General features: G+C 61.9%; 18 protein-coding genes. 9 read left to right on the top strand and 9 right to left on the bottom strand.

Going from position 1 to position 22,784, the window contains the following annotated elements:
• Positions 1-87: 87 nt before the first annotated feature.
• Positions 88-1,275 (top strand): porin, encoded by a 1,188-nt coding sequence (locus M0D68_RS32585; protein WP_093634842.1) that lies wholly within the window; start codon positions 88-90, stop codon positions 1,273-1,275.
• A 280-nt stretch (positions 1,276-1,555) separates the two neighbouring features.
• On the opposite strand, the gene M0D68_RS32580 is transcribed toward M0D68_RS32585, so the two are convergent.
• The 7 genes from M0D68_RS32580 to M0D68_RS32550 form a co-directional block, all read right to left on the bottom strand.
• The gene (locus M0D68_RS32580; RefSeq protein WP_093634843.1) at positions 1,556-2,428 is read right to left on the bottom strand and encodes a proteasome-type protease; all 873 of its coding nucleotides are present in this window, start codon (positions 2,426-2,428) and stop codon (positions 1,556-1,558) included.
• Between the two features lie 252 nt (positions 2,429-2,680).
• Positions 2,681-3,508 carry a transglutaminase family protein gene (locus M0D68_RS32575; RefSeq protein WP_266226448.1) on the bottom strand — a complete coding sequence of 276 codons (828 nt, stop codon included), beginning with the start codon at positions 3,506-3,508 and terminating at the stop codon, positions 2,681-2,683.
• Between the two features lie 13 nt (positions 3,509-3,521).
• The gene (locus M0D68_RS32570) at positions 3,522-4,472 is read right to left on the bottom strand and encodes an alpha-E domain-containing protein (RefSeq protein WP_093634845.1); all 951 of its coding nucleotides are present in this window, start codon (positions 4,470-4,472) and stop codon (positions 3,522-3,524) included.
• Positions 4,473-4,645: 173 nt separating this feature from the next.
• Positions 4,646-6,055 (bottom strand): circularly permuted type 2 ATP-grasp protein, encoded by a 1,410-nt coding sequence (locus M0D68_RS32565; RefSeq protein ID WP_054040394.1) that lies wholly within the window; start codon positions 6,053-6,055, stop codon positions 4,646-4,648.
• A 413-nt stretch (positions 6,056-6,468) separates the two neighbouring features.
• Positions 6,469-6,921: an HU family DNA-binding protein gene (locus M0D68_RS32560; protein ID WP_007177969.1), complete on the bottom strand. Its 453-nt coding sequence runs from the start codon at positions 6,919-6,921 to the stop codon at positions 6,469-6,471.
• Between the two features lie 472 nt (positions 6,922-7,393).
• Complete coding sequence (locus M0D68_RS32555; RefSeq protein ID WP_266226446.1) at positions 7,394-8,872, bottom strand: PLP-dependent aminotransferase family protein; 1,479 nt, start codon at positions 8,870-8,872, stop codon at positions 7,394-7,396.
• A gap of 191 nt (positions 8,873-9,063) precedes the next feature.
• Positions 9,064-10,605, bottom strand: a complete 1,542-nt coding sequence (locus M0D68_RS32550) for a peptide MFS transporter (protein WP_211700998.1) — start codon at positions 10,603-10,605, stop codon at positions 9,064-9,066.
• 319 nt (positions 10,606-10,924) lie between these two features.
• On the opposite strand from M0D68_RS32550, the gene M0D68_RS32545 reads away from it, so the two are divergent.
• From M0D68_RS32545 to M0D68_RS32510, 8 genes are all read left to right on the top strand, one after another.
• Positions 10,925-11,200, top strand: coding sequence for a hypothetical protein (locus M0D68_RS32545; protein ID WP_266226444.1), 276 nt, complete (start codon positions 10,925-10,927; stop codon positions 11,198-11,200).
• A 349-nt stretch (positions 11,201-11,549) separates the two neighbouring features.
• On the top strand, positions 11,550-12,122 hold the full coding sequence (locus tag M0D68_RS32540) for a cupin domain-containing protein (RefSeq protein ID WP_054040392.1): 573 nt from the start codon (positions 11,550-11,552) through the stop codon (positions 12,120-12,122).
• A 181-nt stretch (positions 12,123-12,303) separates the two neighbouring features.
• A complete protein-coding gene (locus tag M0D68_RS32535) occupies positions 12,304-13,920 on the top strand; it encodes a peptide ABC transporter substrate-binding protein (RefSeq protein ID WP_266226443.1) in 1,617 nt (538 codons plus the stop codon).
• Between the two features lie 16 nt (positions 13,921-13,936).
• On the top strand, positions 13,937-14,875 hold the full coding sequence (locus M0D68_RS32530) for an ABC transporter permease subunit (protein WP_093634849.1): 939 nt from the start codon (positions 13,937-13,939) through the stop codon (positions 14,873-14,875).
• A 3-nt stretch (positions 14,876-14,878) separates the two neighbouring features.
• Positions 14,879-15,793 carry an ABC transporter permease gene (locus M0D68_RS32525; RefSeq protein WP_266226442.1) on the top strand — a complete coding sequence of 305 codons (915 nt, stop codon included), beginning with the start codon at positions 14,879-14,881 and terminating at the stop codon, positions 15,791-15,793.
• Position 15,794: 1 nt separating this feature from the next.
• Positions 15,795-16,790 (top strand): ABC transporter ATP-binding protein, encoded by a 996-nt coding sequence (locus tag M0D68_RS32520; protein ID WP_266226441.1) that lies wholly within the window; start codon positions 15,795-15,797, stop codon positions 16,788-16,790.
• Positions 16,787-17,815, top strand: coding sequence for an ABC transporter ATP-binding protein (locus M0D68_RS32515; protein WP_211700376.1), 1,029 nt, complete (start codon positions 16,787-16,789; stop codon positions 17,813-17,815). The genes M0D68_RS32520 and M0D68_RS32515 overlap by 4 nt, the downstream gene beginning before the upstream one ends.
• A gap of 177 nt (positions 17,816-17,992) precedes the next feature.
• A complete protein-coding gene (locus M0D68_RS32510) occupies positions 17,993-19,591 on the top strand; it encodes an OprD family outer membrane porin (RefSeq protein ID WP_266226440.1) in 1,599 nt (532 codons plus the stop codon).
• Positions 19,592-19,706: 115 nt separating this feature from the next.
• Here M0D68_RS32510 and M0D68_RS32505 read toward each other — a convergent pair whose 3' ends face one another.
• Together M0D68_RS32505 and M0D68_RS32500 are read right to left on the bottom strand one after the other, a co-directional pair.
• Positions 19,707-21,134: a cytochrome c gene (locus M0D68_RS32505; protein ID WP_211700374.1), complete on the bottom strand. Its 1,428-nt coding sequence runs from the start codon at positions 21,132-21,134 to the stop codon at positions 19,707-19,709.
• Between the two features lie 2 nt (positions 21,135-21,136).
• Complete coding sequence (locus M0D68_RS32500; RefSeq protein ID WP_093634854.1) at positions 21,137-22,780, bottom strand: GMC family oxidoreductase; 1,644 nt, start codon at positions 22,778-22,780, stop codon at positions 21,137-21,139.
• Between the last annotated feature and the right edge of the window lie 4 nt (positions 22,781-22,784).

Raw genomic sequence — 22,784 nt, 5'->3', positions numbered from 1 at the left:
CTCTTTTTTTTCCGGTTCTTACCAGTTAAGGCAGTGAGCTATTCTCCTTTCCGCAACAACAAACTAATCATCTGCGTGGAGAAATGGATGAAACGAGTCGCACTGTCTACCCTCTCGCTGGCGCTTCTGGGCGTCACCGGCATGGCGCATGCTCAAAGCAGCGTTACCCTTTACGGCCTGATCGATGAGTCGGTCCAGTACGTCCACAACACGAAGGACGCGGCCGGTAACAACAAGAATCTGATTGCCATGGTCGCCGGCAACCTGCAAGGCGATCGTTTTGGCCTGAAGGGCACGGAAGACCTCGGCGGTGGCCTGAAGGCAATCTTCCAATTGGAAAACGGCTTTGACGTGAACAGCGGCAAGCTGGGTCAAGGCGGCCGTATGTTCGGTCGTCAAGCCTACGTCGGCCTGACGGGCGACCAGTGGGGCACGTTCACGCTGGGTCGTCAGTACGACCCGCTGGTCGACCTGGTTCAACCGCTGACGGGTGACAACTACTTCGGCTCCACCTTCGCAACGCCGGGCGACGTCGATAACAACGACAACTCCTCGCGCACGAACAGCGCCATCAAGTACACCTCGCCGGTGTGGGGCGGCTTCCAGTTCGAAGGCATGTACGCTCTGGGCGGCGTGGCTGGTCAAACGGGTTCGGGTCAAACGTGGTCGGGCGCTGCAACGTATGCAACGGGTCCGTTCAGCGTTGCTGCAGGCTACTTCCGCGCTGACAACGGCAACACGCTGGCTAGCCGTATTGCTGGCACGCCGCCGTCGGCAGGCTGGAACGGCAGCACGTCGGACGGTACGTTCGACGGCCAGGTCAACACGGCCTACGCAGCAGCGAAGTCGATCGGTATCGCTTCGGTCGCAGCGCAATATGTGACAGGCCCGTTCACGGTCAACCTGCGCTACAGCAACGCGCAATACAAGCCGGATGCAAATTCGGGCTTCGGTTCGACCGAGAAGTTCAACGTCGGCGGCGTGTACCTTGGCTACCAGGCAACGCCGGCTATGCTGGTGGGCGTGGGCTACATCTACACGAAGGGCACGGGCGACTCGAGCGCAACGTATAACCAGGTTTCCCTGGGCGGCGACTACAACCTGTCGAAGCGCACGGACATCTACCTGGTCGGCGCATGGCAACACGCAAGCGGCCAACAACGTGATTCGGCTGGCAACCTGGTTGCAGCTGGCGCATCGATCGGTTCGTACGGCTACAACTCGGCTTCCAACTCGCAAGAAATGGTTAGCCTGGGCATCCGCCACAAGTTCTAATCGAACTTGACGGACTGCTGAAACAATACGCAGTTCGAAGACCAGCCAAGGGCGCAAGCCTTTGGCTGGTTTTTTTTCGTCTGTCGGTTCTGGCGCATGCGGCGAACGCTGCCATATGCAGACCAGGCCGAGAATCGATGGAGAGTGCCCCGCGCGTCCATCGCGATCAACTCAACCGGTAGAACAAATGAAAAAGGCCGCCGGCAAGCCCTTAACAGGCTCGCGACGACCTTGGTGTGAGACTTCCGGCCCGTAGGCCTCTAAATCTACGCCGACCGCTCTAGCGCCGCTGCGTCTTGCCCTTCTCTGCCTGCGCCAACGTCTGTGCCGGTTTCGCATCGAGCTCATGCTCCACACCGTCCGCCCCCACCGGCGCGCGATGCAGCACCAGCGCACGCTCACGCTGCAGCAGCGGCACATCAGGCGATTCCTGCCAGTCCGGATCGGGAATCTCGCCGAATACCTGACGCAGCCGCTCACCCCACGTGCGGTGAATCATCTCGAAGTAGGCATTGTCGTGGTCGATTGAAACGAAGCGCGTAACGTGCAGCGAATCTTTCTCGTACACCAGCAGATCCAGTGGCAGCCCGACCGAAAGATTCGAACGCAGCGTCGAATCCATCGAAATCAGCGCGCACTTGGCCGCTTCGTCGAGCGGCGTGGACGGCGTCAGCACGCGATCGATAATCGGCTTGCCGTACTTGGCCTCGCCAATCTGGAAATACGGATTCACGGCCGATGCTTCGATGAAATTGCCCGCCGCGTAGATCATGAACAGGCGCGGCCGGTTGCCGGCGATCTGGCCACCCAGAATGAAGCTGCAATTGAATTCGACACCGAATTCCTGCAACGCATCGGCTTCGCGCTGATGCACGCGGCGAACCGCGTGGCCAATCACGCGGGCCGCGTCGGCCATGGTGGGCGCGCTCCAGAGCGTAGGCTGCGAAGGATCGACGGGCTCGGATAGCTCGTGCAGCACCGCTTGCGTGAGCGACAGATTGCCGGCGCCCAGCAGCACAAGCATGCGTTCGCCGGGCTGCTCGAACACCGACATCTTGCGCGCGGTGCTGATGTGATCGACGCCCGCATTGGTGCGCGTGTCCGACAGGAACACGAGCCCGTCGTCGACGGACATCGCTACACAGTAAGTCATATGGAAAAGTACCCGCAAAAAACGACAGAACGGCGCTATTGTAATGCGGCGCGCATGCGCCTCACCCCGTTTTACGGCCGCCGCGTGCCGAATCTGAATGGCTATGCGGGCTGACGCTCACTTAAACACCTTGCCAGCCCTTCTGGCGAGCCGTCCTGTGATGTTGAATGTGGCCGACCGAGGCGGCCACGGGCGGCCTGTCACGCAGCCTCGGAGGCCTGTTGAGTTGACCGCCAATCCCCACCCGCCATGCTATTGCGGCATCTGCCCGCTGACCGTGACGGACACCTTCAACTGCTCCTCCAGCCCGCCGATCCGCCGGCCGCGCACCGGCGCGGCGGCTTCGTAGTCACGCGCAACGGCGAGCCGGCAGTAAATCTCGCTGGCAAACGCGGCATGCGTGACGTCGACGGAAATCCAGCCCTTGCCGTCGAGCCACACGTCGACCCATGCGTGGCTCGCGCCGTGGTCCGCCCCAAGGGGACTTACTCCGCCGCTCACGTCGCCGGGTTCGATGTAGCCGCTCACGTAACGCGCCGGGACACCGCGCGCGCGGCAGCAGGCCAGCATCAGATGCGCGTGGTCCTGGCACACGCCGTTGCCGAGCGCGAGCGCCTGGGCGGCCGTGCTGGTGACTTCGGTGATGCCGGTGTTGTACTTCACGCGCTGCACGATCTGTTCGGCCAATTCGATCAGATTGCCGGAAGTCGCCAGGCTCGGCACCGATGCGGCCAGCTCGCGGACTGCCGCATCGGCCTCGGTGAGACGCGTCGAGCAGGTGAAATGCTCGAGCGGAATCGGGCCGACCGCGTCGGGCAAGTGACCATCTTTCAGCGCGATCGTGTCCACTTCGCCCGCTACGTGCAGACGAATCTCGTTGTGCGGCTTGTTGATGACGAGCGTATGCAGCACATTGCCGTAAGCGTCGAAGGTGGCGTCGAGCTTGCCGGGTGCATCGATGCTCCAGCGCCGCACCACCTGCGAGGCGCCGCTTGCCGGCGTCAGGCGCAGTTGCTGGATCGAATAATGGACAGTCGCTTCGTAGCGATAGGACGTGTCGTGGCGGATCGTCAGGTACATAAAAAGAACTCCGTCAGGCGACTGGCAACATCAGATAGGTACGCGCAACCAGATTGCCGAGCTCGAACACGCGAGCCAGGAACTGTGTCAGATAGGCGTGCAGGCCGGCTTCGAAAATCTGCCGGATGTCGGAATACACCAGTTCGGCGCGCAGCTTGCCGGCAAATCGCTCGCACTGGTTCGAGCCCGGCGTGCGCAGCATCGCCAGATTCGTGCAGACGCCTTCGAGCGAAGCGAGCAGCGAGCGCGGCATCTGCTGGTTCAGGATCATCAATTCGACCACCCGCGCCGGCGTGACGACATCGCGATACACCTTGCGATAAATCTCCAGCGCCGACACCGAACTGAGAATCGAGGTCCAGTAGTAAAAGTCTTCGAGCTGGCGCGCAGCATCGCGTGAATTCGGCTCGACGTCGGCAAAGCGCACGTCGAGAATCCGCGCGGTATTGTCGGCGCGTTCGAGGAAGGTGCCGAGCTGCGTGAAGAAGAACGCATCGTCCTGCAACGCAGTGCCGATCGTCACGCCGCGCGACAGGTGTGAGCGGAACTTCACCCACTCGAATAGCGCGCCCGGATTGCTCACGGCCTGACCGGACTGACTCCGTTCGTTGAATTCGAGCCAGGTGTCGTTGATGGTTTCCCACCATTCTGTCGTCAACGTGCCGCGCACGGCGCGGGCGTTTTCGCGCGCGGCCTGCAAACACGAGTGAATGCTCGACGGATTGTTCGCATCAGCCACCATGAAATCGAGCACATGTTCGCGGGTCGGTTCATCGTAGCGCTGCGCGAAGGCGCTTTCGAGCTCGGAAATGCGCAGCACCGAGCGTTGTGCGCGCGACTCCTGTTCGGGCGTTTGCGGCAGCAGCAACGCCTTCAGGTTGATGTCGAGCATGCGGGCGGTGTTCTCCGCGCGCTCCATGTAGCGGGCCATCCAGAAGAGGTGATCGGCGGTTCGGCTTAGCATGACGGCGTTCCGTATCTGATGACGCGAGCCCCAGGTAAAAGTAAAAAGGCTCGCGCTGGTTATCCGTGTGCACCGGCGGCGGTTCGACTACTTCGCCGGCACGTTGGGTTGCGGGTGCGGTTGCATGAATTGCGGCACCAACTCCAGCAAGAGCAACCGCATTGGCAACCGCGTCAGTCGACCATCCACGTATCTTTGGTCCCGCCTCCCTGCGACGAATTGACGACGAGGGAGCCCTCCTGCAACGCCACGCGCGTAAGACCGCCCGCGCACATCGTCACGCTCTTGCCGGACAACACGAACGGCCGCAAGTCGATATGGCGCGGCGCGATGCCGGACTCGACGAACGTCGGGCATGCCGACAACGCGAGCGTGGGCTGCGCGATATAACCCGCGGGTCGCGCGATCAGGCGCTCACGGAACGATTCGATTTCGGCTTTCGTCGACGCCGGTCCCACCAGCATCCCGTAGCCGCCCGCGCCGTGCACTTCCTTGACGACCAGCTCGGGCAGATGCGCGAGTGTGTACGCGAGGTCGTCGGCCTTGCGGCACTGGAACGTGGGGACGTTGTTGAGGATCGGCTTCTCGCCGAGGTAAAACTCGATCATTTCCGGCACGTACGGGTAGATCGATTTGTCGTCGGCGATACCGGTGCCCATGGCGTTCGCCAGCGCCACACGTCCGGCTCGATAGGCGGTCAGCAGACCCGGCACGCCCAGCGCCGAATCGTTGCGGAAAGCGAGCGGATCGAGAAAATCGTCGTCGACGCGGCGATAGATCACGTCGACGCGCTTCGGTCCCTGTGTGGTGCGCATGAACACATAGTTGTCGTCAACGAACAGATCCTTGCCTTCCACCAGTTCGACGCCCATCTGCTGCGCGAGGAAGGTGTGCTCGAAATACGCGGAGTTGTACATGCCCGGCGTGAGCACCACCACGACCGGATCGTCAACGCCTTCGGGCGCCACCGAGCGCAGTGTGTCGAGCAGCAGATCGGGATAATGCGCGACCGGCGCAATGCGGTTCTGCACGAACAGCTCGGGGAAAAGCCGCATCATCATCTTGCGGTTTTCCAACATATAGGACACGCCCGACGGCACCCGCAGGTTGTCTTCGAGCACGTAGAACTCGCCCTCGTCGCCTGCGCGCACCACGTCGACGCCGGCGATATGCGCGTAAACACCGAGCGGCACGTTGACGCCCTGCATTTCAGGCCGGTATTGCGCGTTGGTATAGACCTGTTCGGCCGGCACGATCCCGGCACGCACGATGTTGCGATCGTGATAGACGTCGTGGATAAACAGATTGAGCGCCTGCACCCGCTGGCGCAAACCGGCTTCCAGCGTCTGCCATTCGCTGCGCGGAATGATGCGGGGAATCAGATCGAAGGGGATCAGCCGCTCGGTGCCGGACAAATCGCCGTTCACCGCAAAGGTGATACCGACCCGGCGGAACAGCAGGTCGGCTTCCGCACGCTTGCGTGCGATCGCCTCATTGCCCTGCTTTACCAGCCACCGCTCAAAGCGCGCGTAGTGTGGCCGCACGGCATCGTCATGATGACGCATCTCGTCATAGCATCGCATGTCACGCCCCGCTCTTGTTGTCGGATAGAAGGCGAATGCGCTGCGCATTCGGTGTTCGACAATCGTTCAAGCAAGCGCTATGCCATTGAGCTCTTCGCGTACCAAATACAGTGCATGCACGCCAACAGCGCATCCCGACCGGCATGGCCTCGCTGCCATCGTACTGCGGCGGCTCATGATGCGCTAGTACGGTGCATAAGCGGCACCTTGGCGGGCAGCGGCGAGTTCGCCAAGCCACGGCAGGCGGACATAAAAAATCCCCGTGGATTCGCATCCACGGGGATTCGGACAACTCGCACTGCGGGTCGGCTCAAACGTTAACCACGGTTAAAAGCGCACGGTTAAAAGCACACGGTTAAAAACGCACCGTTAAACCACCACGCTCAAAAACCGCGGCAACGCATGAAGCTCGATCAGCCTGCTGCTGCGTCTTTCAGCTTCTTCAGCGGACGTGCCTTGATGCGCACGCTAGCCGGCTTGGCCGGGAACCAACGCTCTTCACCCGAGAACGGGTCTTTGCCGAAGCGCTTCTTCTTCGCCGGCACAGCTTGCACGACGATCTTCAGAAGACCCGACAGCGTGAATTCGCCAGCGCCCTTCTTGTGCACAGCGCCGAGGATCGTGTCTTCGAGCGCGGCCAGAACGGCCTTGGCAGTCTTCGGTTCCACAGCAGCGCGTTCAGCGACGTGTGCAGCCAGCGAGGCCTTCGTGAAGGTGTCCTTGATCGGCGACGGAGCGCTGGACGCCTTCACGGCGACCTTCTTAGCTGCGACAGCTTTCTTCGCAGGGACTTTCTTTGCAGCAACCTTCTTGGTCGGTACCGGGGCAGCAGCCTTCTTGGCCACCTTTTTTGCGGAAGTCGGCATGTTTCTCCTACCTGTAGTGGTCAGTGAATTGCACGAAGCGCACACGGTATGTGCACGCTTCAACGCCGGATTCTACAAGCGCTAATACGATTTGCGCGAATCTTTTGTGTATAACAGCGAAGGTTTGTTGCGCGGCGCAGACTGCGCAACACATTTTGATCCTTGTTTTAGCGGGTAAACGTGCGTCGGCGAGCCTCGGACCGGTCTGCAACACGAACACGTAACGTGCGTTACAAGTCATTTCGATGCCTGAATAGAGGCACTTTCGGCGCCGGGCGATCGTCGACGGATCTCAGCTCGATGCCAAAACCGAGGCTCGCCGACACGTTCGCCACGCCGATTCACGCGACGGAAAAAACACGCCCCCTGCAGCGAAAGTCTCTGCAGGGAGCGGCTAACGTTGCTCTGCGACAGAAAATCACAGGCGGTTTCAAGGATAGGCTTAAGTAATATTCGAGCGTGCTTTGGGTCGTCAGCGGGCAAGGCGCGGCAAAATGTCGGCGAGCCTGGTAAGCGCCGCGTCGATATGTTCGACAGCAATGCTGCCGTAACCCAACATCAAACCGGGCTGCGGCTTCGCACGCTGATAAAACGGCGCGAGTCCATACAAGCCGATCGACGCTTCACGCGCGGCGCTCACTAACGCCTCCTCGGAAAACGGCGCCTTCAGCCACGTCGCCATATGGATGCCGGCGGTCGGCACGATCGGTTCGAACCACTGCGCGAGCTCGCCCTGCAAATGCTTCAGCATCATCGCGCGGCGCGCCGCATAGGTCTTGTGCATGCGCCGCACATGCTTGGCGAAGTCGCCGTTGAGCATGAAGGTCGCGAGCGCGGTTTGCGTGAGGGTGCAGCCGTGACAGTCGGCAATCTGGCGGGCCTTGAGAAGCGGAGCATAGAGTGAGGCCGGCGGCACCACGTAGCCGACCCGCAGCTCCGGAAAAATCGTCTTCGAAAACGTGCCCACATAAGCGACCAGACCGGCACGGTCGAGACTTTTCAGCGGCTCCATCGGCCGGCCTTCGAAACGATACTCGCAGTCGTAGTCGTCTTCGATGATCACGGCGCCGCGTTTCTGCGCCCATTCGAGCAACTCGACGCGCCGTTCCAGACTCATCGGCATGCCGAGCGGGAACTGATGCGAAGGCGTCACGTAGACGACCCGCGCCTTGTCCGGGAGCTTGCTCACGATCAGGCCTTCGGCGTCCACCGGTACCGGCACCACGCGTGCGCCCGTCGCCGTGAAACATGCCTGAACCGGCGGATAGCCGGGGTCTTCGAGCGCCGCGATCTCGCCGGGCCGCAATGTGATGCGCGCGATCAGATCGAGCGCGTGCTGCGCGCCTTGGGTCACGATCACGTCGTCCCAGTTGCTCGCGACCGCCCGGTTGAACGCCAGGTAGCGCGAGATCGCGAGGCGCAATTCCTGCTCGCCGGCCACGTCGCGATACATGCCTGGGCCGCGCGCCTGCACACGCAATGCGTGGTTCACGCAGCGACGCCAGACGTCGAAGGGGAACAGCGATTTGTCGGTCGCGCCGCCGACGAAATCCAGCGGTGGTGCCACCGTGGGCCGCGGCAGCGGCAACGTCTCGGGCATCTCCTCCCACAACGGCTGGGCGCGCGCCGCAGTTTTCTGTTTCGCCTTCGCCCGCTCGCGCGCCGACTCGGCCGCCCGTGCATGCGACAAGCGCTCCGCCGGCAGACGCTCCAGACCATCGGCGACGAAGGTACCCGAACCGGCCCGGGCGCTCAGATAGCCTTCTGAGAGCAAGCGTTCGAACACCTCGAGCGTCGTCTTGCGTGAGACACCCAGTTGCGTGGCGAGATCGCGCGTGGAAGGCAAACGCGTGCCGCCGGCGAGGCGCCCTTCGAGTATGCCGGCACGCAACTGCCGATAGATCTGTCCGGACAGATCGTGACGCCCGTCGACCGCGATATGGATGTCCATCCGAGTGGCTACCTTCAATATCCAAAAAATGCTTATTCTGAAAGACCAATGCCTACTGCAAGCTTACCTCCGTCGGCGCCATCGGAGCAGAAACGTACCGGACATTTACGACAAGGAATCGTGCATAAAACGCAAAATGGCGCGCCTCGTATGACAGAGGCGCGCCATTTTTGTGGAACTACCGGAAGCGATTATTCCGCGACTGCCCCATTCAATGCAGCCGTTTGCCGCGCGTTCTCACGCGCTTCATCGCCGCAACGCTGATGCTCACGCGAGAGCTTGCGCATCAGCGGCAACAGCAGCACGGCGATCAGCGCGCCCAACGCCGCAAGCCAGCCGAGGCCGTTAAACAACTTGGTATACAGCGGCAGCGATTCGAGCGGATCGAGATTGCCCGCAGGCATCTGCGCGAAGTTCGCCACCACGCTGCCCAAATACTGCGACACACCGGTCGCCACGAAGTAAGCGCCCATCATGAAGCCGCTCATCCGCGCTGGCACGTAGCGCGCGATCATCGCGAGGCCGAGACCGCTCACCAGCAGTTCACCGAGCGAATACAAACCGTAGCCGCCCACCATGAACCACGACGACACGCGGCCATTCACCGCGTAGTTGCCGCTCGCCGCATAGACGAAGAAGCCGGCCGCCACCACCGCGAAGCCGAACGCATACTTCACCGCGACCGGCACGTCCTTGCCGCTCTTCGCGAGCTTCGTATAGAGCAGCGCGAGCACTGGGCTCAGCAACATGATCCAGATCGGATTGAGCGCCTGGAACTGCGCGGCGCTCCACGTGAACCACGTCTGGCCGAACAGAATGAAACGCGGATCGACATTGCGCAGCGCGAACAGCGTGAGCGAGGTCGACATCTGGACGTAGAACACGAAGAACAGGATCACCTGCGCGGTCAGGATCAGCGCCGCCACCAGACCCGAGCGCTCCGAGCGTTCGCACTTCAACAGCATATAGCCGAAGATCGCCAGAATCGCGACGCCCGCCGTGTACACGCAGGCTACCGCAATCGCCTTGTGCTGCAGCACGAACATCGTGACCGCGCCGAGCACGATCCCGCCCAGCGCAACCGCGCCGACTCGTTTCCAGCGGATCGGTTCGGCGTCCGGCGTGGAACCGATATGCGCGAGCGTACGGAACATGATGAAGTAGTTCAGCACCGACAGCAGCATGCCGGCGCAGCAGACCGCGAATGCCGTATGCCAGCCCCAATGGTCCTTGATCCACGGCGTCGCGAGCATCGACACCGTCGAGCCGATATTGACCGCCATGTAATAGATCGTGAACGCGCTGTCGATGCGCGCGTCGTCGCCTTCATAGATGCGGCGCACGAGGTTCGCGGCGTTCGCCTTGAACAGCCCGTTGCCCACCACGATCACGCCGAGCGATGCGTACATGTAGCTCAATTGCTCATTGGGCAACGCCAGCATGAGATAACCGGCTGCCAGCACGCCGGCGCCGAAGATCATCGTACGGCGCGCACCGAGAATCTTGTCGCCGATCCAGCCCCCGATCGACGGCGATGCGTACACCAGCGCCGTAAACGCGCCCCACGTGAGGGTGGCATGGCTGTCGGTGAAGTTCAGCTTGTCGATCATGAACAGGACCAGCAGCGCGGCCATCCCGTAGTAGCCAAAGCGCTCCCACATCTCGATCAGAAAGACCGTCGAGAACGAACGGGTCTGCGAGACCGGCGCGCTGCGCGGATTGGACGAATTCATCATGTACCTCTTGTTCTTACGGTTGCAGCGGCGCGCGGACTGGCCACGCGGCGCGAAAAACTGGATCTGGGAAAACGGTCGGCGGAGCCCGCGCGACGCGGCACATGTATTTCCATCGGCATGTGCGTAGCCAGCGGCGCGCTCATCTGCAAACCAAGCCGCAAAGTGAAACGCCTGCACCGGCAGAACCAGCAGAAAAACCAGGGAATGGGATGGAGGCCCGCCACGCGGGACGTCCCGAAGGGACTGCCCTTGGGGGACGCTGCGCCACAGCGGGCTCGGGTTCCGGCAAGCGGAACGGGCTCAATGATAAAGCATTGTGGGGAACGGCTATCCGGCGGGCGGCAGATGGCGGCCGCGCCGGGCGGCGGGCACGCAGCCCGCGGCAGGAAAAATCGGCAGTGATAGTCATGTCCTCATGCCGGCGAGCGTTCTGATGGAACGTGCCGGACAATGCTCCGCCGTGCAGGATCGCTGCGTGCGGAATAAAAAACGGCGGCTGGCGCTGCGTCTGATACAAACACATGCGCCCATCCGCCAAGCGGGCCTGATTCTGCAAACAGAAGCACCGTTCGTCACTCAGGGAATTCACTGATGCCACGCCAATTACCTGTTTTTACACGCCATATTCCATCGCTCCCCATTGGGGCCTGGCTGAAAATAGTCTTTGATGTCATGCCTTTAACGTCTCCTCATACTCAATCTGCATCAATGCCGAAATCCATTGCATACAGCAGTCTTTACCGCATCCGCTTCCAGTTTCTCGCCGATTACCGGTCAAAACGGCTGACGCGGATTTCGGTTCTGGCAACATAGAGCGTTGTCTCGAAATTGCGGCCCCTTGCACGACCGGGCGCTGAACGGCCCGCCACCCCGGCCTGGACCGCAATCAAACCATATTTACTTATATCAAACAAATTTTGACGGGCTAATTTCCTCCTGCTATGGTCACGACAATTCAAAAGAAGAATCCGGCACTCGAACTCGGCAGTAAGATCCGCGCGCTGCGGCAACGGCTCAAGCGCACGCTGGATGACACGGCAACAGCAGCGGGTATTTCCAAACCGTTTTTGTCGCAAGTCGAACGGGGTCTGGCGTCACCGTCCATCACTTCGCTGGCCGGGATTGCCCACGCACTCGGGGTGACGGTGCAGTATTTCGTCGACACACCAAGCGAAGAACGCTCGGTGTGCCGCGGCGATCAGTTGAAGTTTTTCGGTTTTGCGGACTCGGCCAATCTGTTTGCACGGCTGACCAATCTGACGGGCGGCCGTCAGCTCGAAGCGATCCTCGTGAGGATGCCGCCCGGGCAGAAACGCTCGGAAGTCACCACGCATGCCGGGGAAGAGTTTGTTTATGTGATCGACGGCGAAGTGTCGTTGACGCTGGAAGGCAAGACGTTTGTGTTGCACGCGGGAGACAGCGCGCATTACGAATCGACGGTGCCGCACAGCTGGGTGAATACCGCACGCAAAGAGTCGGTAGTCGTCTGGGTGGGCACACCAAGACTGTTCTAAGAGGCAGGCACCTTTTCCGGTTGATCCGGCCAGGGTTCGCCTGCATTACGAAATGTAAGGAATCCTGCATGTCGCGCAATCAACACGGGCAACAAGGGCCGCCCCGGCCCGAGCACCGCAGATAACCGGGCGCCCCTGCGCCAGCGCGTTCTTCTCTCGACCTTTCCTGCGACCTCAACCGATGAAAACCCCGTTTGCTTACGCGACGGCGCTGACCGCGCTCGTCCTTACGTTTCAGCCCTCCGCCTTCGCCGTCAACGTACCCGCAGGTGTCACCCTCGCCGCCAGCCAGGAAATGACCCGCCAGGTGCCGGCCGAAACCGAATCTCTCGACCCCGCGCATATCGAATCCTGGACCGGCGACACGATCGCGCTCGACATGTTTGAAGGTCTGACGCGCATCGACGCGGCCGGCGCGATCGTGCCGGGCGTTGCGCAATCGTGGACGCGCACCGGGCCGACTACGTGGGTTTTCAAGCTGCGCCACGACGCGCGCTGGAGCAATGGCCAGCCGGTCACGGCGGCTGACTTCATCTATGCATGGCAACGCGTGCTCGATCCGAAAACCGGTTCGAAATACACGGTGCTGGTCGAGTTTGTGAAGAACGCCAAGGCGATTCTCGCCGGCAAAGCGCCGCTGACGAGCCTCGCCGCACGTGCCGTCGATCCGTACACGCTCGAAGTCACCACCGAGGTGCCCGCCGCCTTCTTCCCGCAACTGACCGCCATGCCGGCCATGGTCCCGGTCAATCGTGACACCGTGACCAAATTCGGCGGCGACTGGACCCGTCCGGGCAATTTCGTCGGTAACGGCCCGTATGTGCTGACCGACTGGCAGCCGAGCAACCGGCTGGTGGCGTCCAAAAGCAGCACCTACTGGAACGCCAGCAAGGTCGTGATCACGAAAGTGACCTATCTGCCGATCGAAAACGACGAAACGGCGATGCGCATGTATCAGGCCGGCCAGTTCGATTACACGTATTCGATTCCGTCGGGCATCTATGCGCAGGTGAGCAAGCAGTTCGGCTCCGAACTGAAAACCGGCCTGCAGATCGCCACTTACTACTACAGCCTGAACAACGAAGACCCGGCATTCAAGGACAAGCGCGTGCGCCAGGCGCTGGCGATGGTGCTCGACCGCGACCTGCTGACCAAGCGTCTAACGGCCGACGGCGAGGTGCCGATGTACGGCCTGATCGCCAAGGGAACGGAAGGCGCGAACGTCTTCACGCCTGACTGGGCAAGCTGGCCGATGCCCAAGCGCGTCGATTACGCGCGCAACCTGCTGAAGGCCGCAGGCTATTCGGACGCGAAGCCGCTGACGTTCACCCTCACCTACAACACTAACGACCTGCACAAGAAAGTCGCGCTGTTTGCTACATCAGAATGGCGCACCAAGCTCGGCGTGACCGCCAAGCTCGAAAACGTCGAATATAAGGTGCTGCTCAAGCAACGCCACGACGGCAAGGTGCAGGCGTCGCGCGACGGCTGGTTTGTCGACTACAACGACGCCAACTCGTTTTTCGATCTGATACGCTGCAACAGCGTGCAGAACGACCAGCGCTACTGCAACCCGCAAGTCGACAAACTGGTCGATGAAGGCAACCAGCAGCTCGACGACGCGAAGCGCACCGCCCTGCTCACGCAGGCGCACGATCTGGCCATGAACGACTACCCGCTGGTGTCGCTCTTCCAGTACTCGGCGGACCGGCTCGTCAAGTCGTATGTCGGCGGCTACACGTCGACCAATTACGTCGACCAGCGCGCCACGCAAGACATGTATCTGATCAAGCACTAAGCGCGGGAGCACCGTCATGCTGGCTTACACGCTGCGCCGCACGCTCTGGGCGATCCCGACGATTCTCGCCGTGATCACCGCGTGCTATCTGCTGCTACACCTCACCCCCGGCGGGCCGTTCGACACCGAGAAACACCTGTCGGCGGCCGTGCTTGCGAACCTCAACGCCAAGTACCACCTCGACGAACCGCTGTGGCTGCAGTACCTCCACTACCTCGGCTCGTTGCTGCATGGTGATCTCGGCCCGTCGTTCCGCTACGCCGACTGGAGCGTCAACGATCTCGTGTGGAAGGCGTTGCCGGTGAGTCTTGGCGTCGGCGGCGTATCGGTGCCGATCGCACTGGTGATCGGCGTCACGCTCGGCACGCTGGCCGCGGTGCGGCGTGACCGCTTCGTCGATCACTTCGTGATGGTGCTCGGCAATATCGGCAATGTGGTGCCGCCGTTCGTGCTCGGACCGGTGCTGGTGTGGATCTTCGCGATCCTGCTGAAGACTTCTGAAGGCCACGGCTGGTTGCCGGCCGGCGGCTGGGGCGAAGGCGAGTGGCGCTATCGCGTGCTGCCGATCGTGCTGCTCGTCATCATCAACGTCGCCGGGATCGCGCGCGTGATGCGCGGCAGCATGATCGAAGTGCTGTCGGGCAACTTCATCCGCACAGCGCGCGCCAAAGGCCTGCCGGGCCGCACGATCGTGTTGCGCCACGCGATGAAGCCCGCGCTGATGCCGGTCGTCTCGCTGCTCGGCTCGATCTGCATCTCGTCGATCACCGCGGCCGTGGTCACCGAATCGGTGTTCGCGCTGCCGGGTCTCGGCCAGCTGGTCGTCAACGGCGCGATCAATCGCGACTACACCCTCGTGCTCGGCCTCGTCGTGCTGACGACCGCCGTCGCCGTGCTGTTCAATCTGCTGGTCGACCTCGCGTATGCATGGCTCGATCCGCGTATCCGGTACTGATCCATGGCCCGCTCATTTCAAACGACTGCCGCGGCGCTCGATCCGCTCGCGGCCATTGCCAACGCGCCGCGTTCGCGCGGCCCGCTCGCCACCGCTGCCGCGCGCTTCGCGCGCAACCGCGCGGCGTTCACCGGCTTTGTCGTCCTGCTGCTGATCGTGATTGCCTGCGTGGCCGGTCCGTGGTTCCTGCCGAACAACCCGATCGATAGCGACTGGGGCGCAATCAGCCTCGCGCCCACGCTGCAAAACATGCACTGGTTCGGCACCGACGAACTCGGCCGCGACCTGCTCGCGCGCACGCTGCAAGGCGGGCGGGTGTCGCTCGAAGTCGGCCTGCTCGGCACACTGGTGTCGGGGCTGATCGGCGTGGCGTATGGCGCCACCGCCGGCTATCTGGGTGGCCGCGTCGACGCGGTGATGATGCGTATCGTCGACATGATGTACGCGATCCCCTACATGCTGATCGCCATCCTGATGATGACGCTGTTCGGCCGCGCGTTCTATCTGGTCGTGCTCACCATCAGCGCATTCTCCTGGCTCGACATGGCGCGCGTCGTGCGCGGTCAGACGCTGTCGCTGCGCTCGCGCGAATTCATCGACGCCGCCCGTGCGATCGGCGTGAGTTCGCGTTCGATCATCGCCCGCCACATCGTGCCGAATCTGTTCGGCGTGGTGGTGGTCTACGCGAGCGTGACGGTGCCGAATATCGTGCTGACCGAATCGGTGCTGTCGTTCCTCGGCCTCGGGGTGCAGGAACCCATGACGAGCTGGGGCGTGCTGATCCAGGACGGCGCGCAGAAACTCGATTCGATGCCCTGGCTGCTGCTGTGCCCGGCCGTGATGCTGTGCATCACACTGTATTCCGTGAATTTCGTCGGCGATGGTCTGCGCGACGCGTTCGACCCGAAGGACCGCTGACATGCCGCTACTCGAAGTCAAAGACCTGAGCGTGCGCTTCACGCGCCGCGAGGGCGCACCCGTCGACGCGGTGCAGCGCGTATCGTTTTCGCTCGAAGCGGGCCGCACGCTTGGCATCGTCGGTGAATCGGGCTCGGGCAAAAGCCAGACGGTGATGGCGCTGCTCGGTCTGCTGGCCGGCAACGGCAAGGTGTCGGGCGCCGCGACCTATCGCGGCGAGAACCTGCTGACGATGAACGAGGCCGAGTTGAACAGGATTCGCGGCGACCGCATCGGCATGATCTTCCAGGACCCGATGACCTCGCTCAATCCGTTCCTGACAATCGAACGGCAGATGACCGAGACGCTGCAACTGCATCGCAAGATGTCGCGCCGCGAAGCGCGCCGCCGTGCGATCGAAACGCTCGAAACGGTGCGCATTCCCGATGCCGCACGGCGCATCAATATGTATCCACACGAGTTCTCCGGCGGCATGCGGCAACGCGTGATGATCGCGATGGCTCTCCTCTCCGAGCCGGAAATCCTGATCGCCGACGAGCCGACCACCGCGCTCGACGTGACCGTGCAGGCGCAAATCATCGAGCTGCTGCGCGAACTGAACCGCGAACGCGGCACCGCAATCATTCTGATCACGCACGACATGGGCGTCGTGGCCGGTTTGTGCGACGACGTGATGGTGATGTACGCCGGCCAAACCGTCGAGCAGGCGAATGCCGCCACGCTGTTCGCCGCCCCGACCCATCCGTACACGATCGGTCTTCTGAACGCGCTGCCGCGCCTCACCGACGACGATGATCGTCCACTGCAAACCATTCCCGGCAACCCGCCCTTGCCCGGCGAAGTCGGCGAGGGCTGCGCATTCGCGCCGCGCTGCACATATTGCTCCGACCGCTGCCGCGAGTCGCGGCCTGCGCTTATCGCGTCGCCTACATCTGCCGATGCGTTGCGCGCGTGCCACCGCCCGGTGCATGAAATCATGGAGGTACAACACGTATGAACGCCACTTCCATTGCTAGCCAGGGCCAAAGTCCGGCAACGCTGTTGACGGTCGACAATCTCAAGGTGCAATTCGGCGTGCCGCGCGGCGGTTTTCCGTGGTCCGGCAAAGCGACGCTGCGCGCGGTGGACGGCGTGTCGTTCAGCGTGCGACGCGGCGAAACCGTGGGACTCGTCGGCGAATCGGGTTGCGGAAAATCTACACTCGCGCGCGCGATCATCGGCCTCGCGCCGGTGGCGAGCGGCAGCGTGCGCTGGCTCGACAAGGAAACCGTCCTGACGGGCGCGCAGCGCGATACCTCGCGCTTGCGCCGCGACGTGCAGATGATTTTCCAGGACCCGCTCGCCTCGCTCGACCCGCGTATGACGATCGAACAGATCGTCTCCGAACCCTTGCGCACGCATGGCCAGGACATCGCCCGCGCAGACGTGCAACGGCGCGTTCTGACGATGCTCGAACGCGTCGGCCTCAACGCGCAGCATCTGCGCCGCTATCCGCATGAGTTTTCCGGCGGCCAGTGCCAGCGCGTCGGCATTGCACGCGCGTTGATCGGTGAACCGCAACTGGTGATCTGCGATGAGCCGGTGTCGGCGCTCGACGTTTCGATCCAGGCGCAAATCGTCAACCTGTTGCGCGATCTGCAGCGCGAATTGTCGTTGTCGCTACTGTTCGTCGCGCACGACCTCGCGGTCGTCAAGGCGATCAGCCACCGCGTGCTGGTGATGTATCTGGGTCGTGTAATGGAGTTCGGCGACAAGCGCGACGTATATGGCACGCCGCGTCATCCGTACACGCGTGCGTTGCTGTCTGCTGTGCCGGTGCCCGATCCGGTGGTTGAACGCGCACGCCGTCATCTGCTGTTGCGCGGCGAGATTGCGTCGCCGCTCAGCCCACCCTCCGGTTGCGCGTTTCGCACGCGCTGCCCGGATGCGATCGAAGCCTGCGCTAGCGAGATTCCGCAGGCTGTCACGCATGGCGCGAGCGCGACACGCGTCGCGTGCATTCGCGTGGGGGACGCCGCCTAGGACGTCTCCCCGACGGATCGCTAAACAACCAGGTCTGAAAACTTAAAACCGTATTCCCCGGCGCGGCGGGCCGTCGCGCCGATGGATTCGTTCGTCCTGCCATCAGCGGGACGAGCGATAAGCGTGGACTGGCTAACCGCCAGCCAAGGATTCACCAAAATAACAGAGACGTACACCATGAAAGATAGCCGAACAAAAAAGTGGTCAAAAAAAACCAATGCAGCCACCTTCTTTTACTGCGCATTCACGCTGCCCGCGCTGACCATCGGCGCGAGCGCCTACGCCGACGACGCCGTATTGGAGCCCACCTCCGATACGACGAAAACTCAAACACTCGCGCAAACGTTTCCGTCTCCTGCGCAACGCTCGCAAGCAACGCCCTCGTCAGAAACTCCGCAAATTGCGCAAGCCACCACGTCCGGTAAGCGCAGAGCCGAACAGGGCGGCCAGGTGCGCAACGATCAACCCGACACGACTAACGCCGTCGTCAACGCGGAAGCCAATCAGACAGTCACGCCGCCCACGCCCCTGTCGAGCCAGGCGGCGAGCAAAGGCTTTATCGCCGATAGTCATCTGAACCTGCAGTTCCGCAACTACTCCGACTACTTCCAGGCGCCCAACGCGATCTATCGTCACGCGTGGGTTCAGGGCGCGCAAGCCAACTATGAGTCCGGTTTCACCCAAGGCCTGGTTGGCTTCGGTTTCGACGCGTCACTGTTCGCCGCGCTCAAGCTCGACGGCGGCAACGGCGCCGGCAACATGGTGCACGTCGGCAAGGACGGCGGCGGCTCGCAGCAGCTCGCGTGGGCTTACCCCGGCATGTATGACATCAAGGGACGCATTTCAGAAACGATCGTGAAGTACGGTCTGCAGACCGTCGCCAACCCGTTCCTCGAACCGCATGACAACCGCGCGCTGCCGCCGACTTTCCTCGGTGTCTCGTTGGTCAGCAACGATCTGGTTCACACCACGCTCGAAGCCGGCAGTTTCACCAAGGTCGACGCACGCGGCCACACGAACCTGACTAACCTGACCACCTCGTACGGCGGCACGCGCATCGACCGCCTGACCTACGTGGGCGGTACGTGGCACTACGCGAAGAACGGCGAAATGGCGCTGTACGTCGACCAGGCGGACGACGTCTGGCGTCAGTACTACGGCTCGGTCGCGCAATCGTTCGGCGACCCCACCACGATCAAGTGGAGCGGTCTCGCGAATATCTACTCGACGCACGACACCGGCGCATCACGCCAGGGGCATATCAACAGCAACGCGTACAGCCTGTCGGTTTCCGCACAGCACGGCCCGCATGCGCTGTTGCTCGGCTATCAGCAAGTGCTTGGCGACCAGTTCTTCGACTACGTCAACGAGACCAACGGTATCTACCTGACCAACTCGATGGACGTCGACTACAACGCGCCGCATGAGCAATCGCTGCAATTGCGCTATACGTTCGACGGCAAATACGCCGGTGTGCCGGGACTCAAGGCGATGTTCTGGGGCGAATATGGCTGGGGTGCGGATGCGTCGGCAGGTGCCGCGGACAATGCTTCGGCGTCGGCGCCGCTGCATAACCTGTACTGGAAGAACGGCGAACCGGTGCACGGCCACCATCACGAGTTCGGCTTCATTCCGAGCTATACGCTGCAAAGCGGTCGCTTCAAGGACACCAAGGTCACGTTCATCGCGATGTGGCACAACGCCTCGCGCTATTACTCCGATGGCAACAACATGGAGTACCGGTTGGTCGTGAATGTGCCGGTGAAGGTGTTCTGACCCAACGGTCGTGAAAGAACGCCGGGACCGTGAAGGTCTGAGCAAAGCGACTCGTCCGCAGTTGTTGCCGGCGTTGGCCGCGCTGAAGAGCGCGGCCTATCGAACTTTTTTCAGGTCACGCAGCGCGCCTCTTTCTACGGCGGACGACGAAAAAAATCACGATAAGCACGACGACTACCGCGCCTGCCGCCATGCCTCCTCGTGCAAGCGCGATAAGGTTGGACGAGGGGCCACCGCTGCGAATCTCGGCAACGTCTTCCTCGGTGATGGTCGCATCGGCGCGTCCATACTGCTTCAGCACGTAGTTGCCCAGTAGCGCGATGTCCCGGTTGGTGAGCTGCATGGCGTCGGTTGGCTTGCCGCCGAAGCCCGGCATGAACGCCTGCCCAGCCGATGTCTTGCGATCCACACCATACAGAATGGCGGCAATCAGGTTGTTCGGATCGCGCGCGCCTGTCGCCGAGTTGTGGAAGAGGCTCGGGAAATAGCCGTCCTTGCTGCCTTCACCATGAGCCGAGTGACAGGACGCACAACTGCCCTGGAATAACTCCGCACCGCTCGGGTTGGCCTCGCCGACCGTTTGAATGCCGTCGGCTCCGCGCAACGTACTCAATTCCGACGATATCTTCCCCGCAGTAAAACGCGTGCCTGCATCGGCCGAATCACGAATAGCCGGAACGCTCTTGACGTAAGTGGCGATCGCGTCGATGTCCGCCATATCGAGGTACTGGAAACTGTGCTCGACGGCTTCACCCATGCTGCCCGCTGCCTGAGCCTTTCCCTGTACGCGCCCTGTATGCAGATACTGCGCGAGCTCCTCTTTCGTCCAGTTGCCAATGCCGCTAACCGTATCGGACGTTATGTTGGGGGCATACCACGGCCCGACCTGCGCGCCGCCCAACTCACGGCTCATGTCCTCCTGCATCAGGAAGCCACGCGCGGTATGGCAGGTGCTGCAATGCGCAGGGCCTTGCACCAGATATGCTCCGCGGTTCCATTCCACCGATTGCTGCGGGTCCGGCGCATAGGGTTTCGTGTCGAGGAACAGCAGATTCCAGCCCTTCATCGATGCGCGGATGTTCATCGGAAACGGCAGACTCGTCGTTGGGCCCGGCTCGTCAACCGGCTTCACTTCGTGCATGAAGTACGCGTACAACGCCTGCGTGTCCACGTCCGTCAAGCGCGCGTACGACGTGTACGGCATCGCGGGATAGAGGTTGGCACCATCGCGCCTGATACCCTGACGCAGCGCGCGCGAAAAGTCCTCTTCTGTGTACCGCCCTATCCCGCTGTCCATCGACGGCGTGATGTTCGTCGAATAGATCGTGCCCACCGGGGTGCTAATGGGCAAGCCGCCGGCAAATGGCTTCTTGCCTGGCGCGGTGTGGCAGGCAACGCAATCCGATGCCGTCGCCAGATACGCTCCGCGCTTGATCAATTCCGCCGTCTGATCCGGAGCGTCGGCGGCATGCGCACAGACAGCAACGAACATTCCGGCAAGGGCCGCCGATAGTCGGCCATGGCGAATACGGATGTTGCGCATGATTAGCCGTGTTTGAGTTGAGCGACGATCGCGTCGCCGGCCTTCAACGCCAGCGCCGCCATTGTGATCGTGCTGTTAACGCCGCCGCCGGTGGTCATTGCGGCGCCGCCCGGCAGGAAAAGGTTGTGGTGATCGTGTGCGCGACAATCCACGTCGACGACCGAAGTCGCAGGATCTGCGCCCATGATGCAGCCGCCCATGATGTGATCGCTGTTGAGAAACTCAGGCGATATGTCCACCTTGGTCGCGCCGAGCTCAGCCGCGAGCCGCTTCAGCAAAGGTACGGTGTATTCCTTCGCGCTGAGGCGAACGTAGTCGCTGACGTCGTAGTAGATGTTCGGCTTGTTGATGCCCAGCCAATCCTTCTTGCTCGACAAAGTCAGGCGGTTGTATGGCAAAGGAAGCGGTTCATGCTCGACGGTCAGCTTCGCCGTACAGGCGGAAAGCCGGCGAATCTCGGCGTCCAGTGCTTTTCCGACGAGCCCCTTCTTCAAGGCGGCGACACCACCGATCGCACTACGCGCCGCGTTTTCCATGCGAAACATGGCGCCCGTATAACGGCTGCGGAACTCACCCTGCGTCGTGTTCAAAATACTGCTGCTCTGCACCGGCCCGACCCCGGTCCACAACGGTTCGCTCAATTCGACTTCGGCAACCAGCTTGGGCTGATCCATCATGTTGCGGCCAACCTGATCCGAGCTATTCGCCACACCGTTCGGATTGCGCTCGTCTTTGGATAGCAGCAACACCTTCGGCGTCTCGATCCCGTTGCACGCGATCACGAACACCTTGCCCGTGACTTTGTGCGACTGCTTGTCGGAATCAAAATAGTGCACGGCCTGCACCGCGTTCTTCTCGCCGGTTTCGACTTTATAGACGACGGCGTTGGCGAGGATACGGCCGCCCTTCGACTCGATCCGGGGCAATGCAGTCGCCGCGTCGTATTTCGCTGCGATGGGGCAGACGGGAAAGCAGTTGTTGTTGCCGCAGCATGGTGGGCGTCCTTGATACGACACGCCACTGTTGCGTGCCTGAGGCGCCGGCAGATTCACGAGACCCAGTTTTGCAGCCACTTCGGTAAAGCGCTGCTCGCCAGGGCCGAACGGAATCGGGCCCATCGGATAGGGCCTCGAGCGCTTTGCGTTCGGCGGCCATTGCAGCGCAGGATCTGAAGGCCCGCACACGCCGATCGCGTACTCCGCACGCGTGTAGTACGGCTCAAGCACATCGTAGCTGAATGCCCAGTCACGACCGACGCCGTACAGGCTCTTCATGCGCATGTCTTCCGGTGTGATGCGCCAGCAAATGCCTGCCCAGTGCCAGGTCGCGCCGCCGGCGTAGCGCACATAACCTTGCATGTAAGCACGTGCATTCGGACCTTCCAGTTGAAGGTATTCTTCCTGCTCATGCGGCGTGCGCGTCTCGAGATGCGGCGCCCACGGTCTGGGTGGATAAGGCGCGTCCCAATGAGTTCGAAGGTTCGGTGGAAGGTTGCGGTAATTTTCGACGATTCGCCAGCGGTCGACTCGAGGTCCAGCTTCCAGCATCAACACGGACAATCCCGCGTCCAGGGCCTGCTCGGCGATCAGGCAGCCCACCACCCCTGTGCCCACGACGACGAGATCGGCGCTGTCATCAGTTGCCATCTTG

Origin of the sequence: Paraburkholderia sp. SEWSISQ10-3 4 (genome assembly GCF_030464785.1) — a bacterium.
GTDB classification, from domain to species: Bacteria; Pseudomonadota; Gammaproteobacteria; order Burkholderiales; family Burkholderiaceae; genus Paraburkholderia; species Paraburkholderia aspalathi.
This window is presented reverse-complemented; position numbering and strand designations above follow the sequence as displayed.

Coding starts and splice junctions, on each gene's coding strand:
- M0D68_RS32585 (WP_093634842.1), top strand. CDS start 88: ATGAAACGAGTCGCACTGTCTACCCTCTCGCTGGCGCTTCTGGGCGTC.
- M0D68_RS32580 (WP_093634843.1), bottom strand. CDS start 2,428: ATGACTTACTGTGTAGCGATGTCCGTCGACGACGGGCTCGTGTTCCTG.
- M0D68_RS32575 (WP_266226448.1), bottom strand. CDS start 3,508: ATGTACCTGACGATCCGCCACGACACGTCCTATCGCTACGAAGCGACT.
- M0D68_RS32570 (WP_093634845.1), bottom strand. CDS start 4,472: ATGCTAAGCCGAACCGCCGATCACCTCTTCTGGATGGCCCGCTACATG.
- M0D68_RS32565 (WP_054040394.1), bottom strand. CDS start 6,055: ATGCGATGCTATGACGAGATGCGTCATCATGACGATGCCGTGCGGCCA.
- M0D68_RS32560 (WP_007177969.1), bottom strand. CDS start 6,921: ATGCCGACTTCCGCAAAAAAGGTGGCCAAGAAGGCTGCTGCCCCGGTA.
- M0D68_RS32555 (WP_266226446.1), bottom strand. CDS start 8,872: ATGGACATCCATATCGCGGTCGACGGGCGTCACGATCTGTCCGGACAG.
- M0D68_RS32550 (WP_211700998.1), bottom strand. CDS start 10,605: ATGAATTCGTCCAATCCGCGCAGCGCGCCGGTCTCGCAGACCCGTTCG.
- M0D68_RS32540 (WP_054040392.1), top strand. CDS start 11,550: ATGGTCACGACAATTCAAAAGAAGAATCCGGCACTCGAACTCGGCAGT.
- M0D68_RS32535 (WP_266226443.1), top strand. CDS start 12,304: ATGAAAACCCCGTTTGCTTACGCGACGGCGCTGACCGCGCTCGTCCTT.
- M0D68_RS32530 (WP_093634849.1), top strand. CDS start 13,937: ATGCTGGCTTACACGCTGCGCCGCACGCTCTGGGCGATCCCGACGATT.
- M0D68_RS32525 (WP_266226442.1), top strand. CDS start 14,879: ATGGCCCGCTCATTTCAAACGACTGCCGCGGCGCTCGATCCGCTCGCG.
- M0D68_RS32520 (WP_266226441.1), top strand. CDS start 15,795: ATGCCGCTACTCGAAGTCAAAGACCTGAGCGTGCGCTTCACGCGCCGC.
- M0D68_RS32515 (WP_211700376.1), top strand. CDS start 16,787: ATGAACGCCACTTCCATTGCTAGCCAGGGCCAAAGTCCGGCAACGCTG.
- M0D68_RS32510 (WP_266226440.1), top strand. CDS start 17,993: ATGAAAGATAGCCGAACAAAAAAGTGGTCAAAAAAAACCAATGCAGCC.
- M0D68_RS32505 (WP_211700374.1), bottom strand. CDS start 21,134: ATGCGCAACATCCGTATTCGCCATGGCCGACTATCGGCGGCCCTTGCC.
- M0D68_RS32500 (WP_093634854.1), bottom strand. CDS start 22,780: ATGGCAACTGATGACAGCGCCGATCTCGTCGTCGTGGGCACAGGGGTG.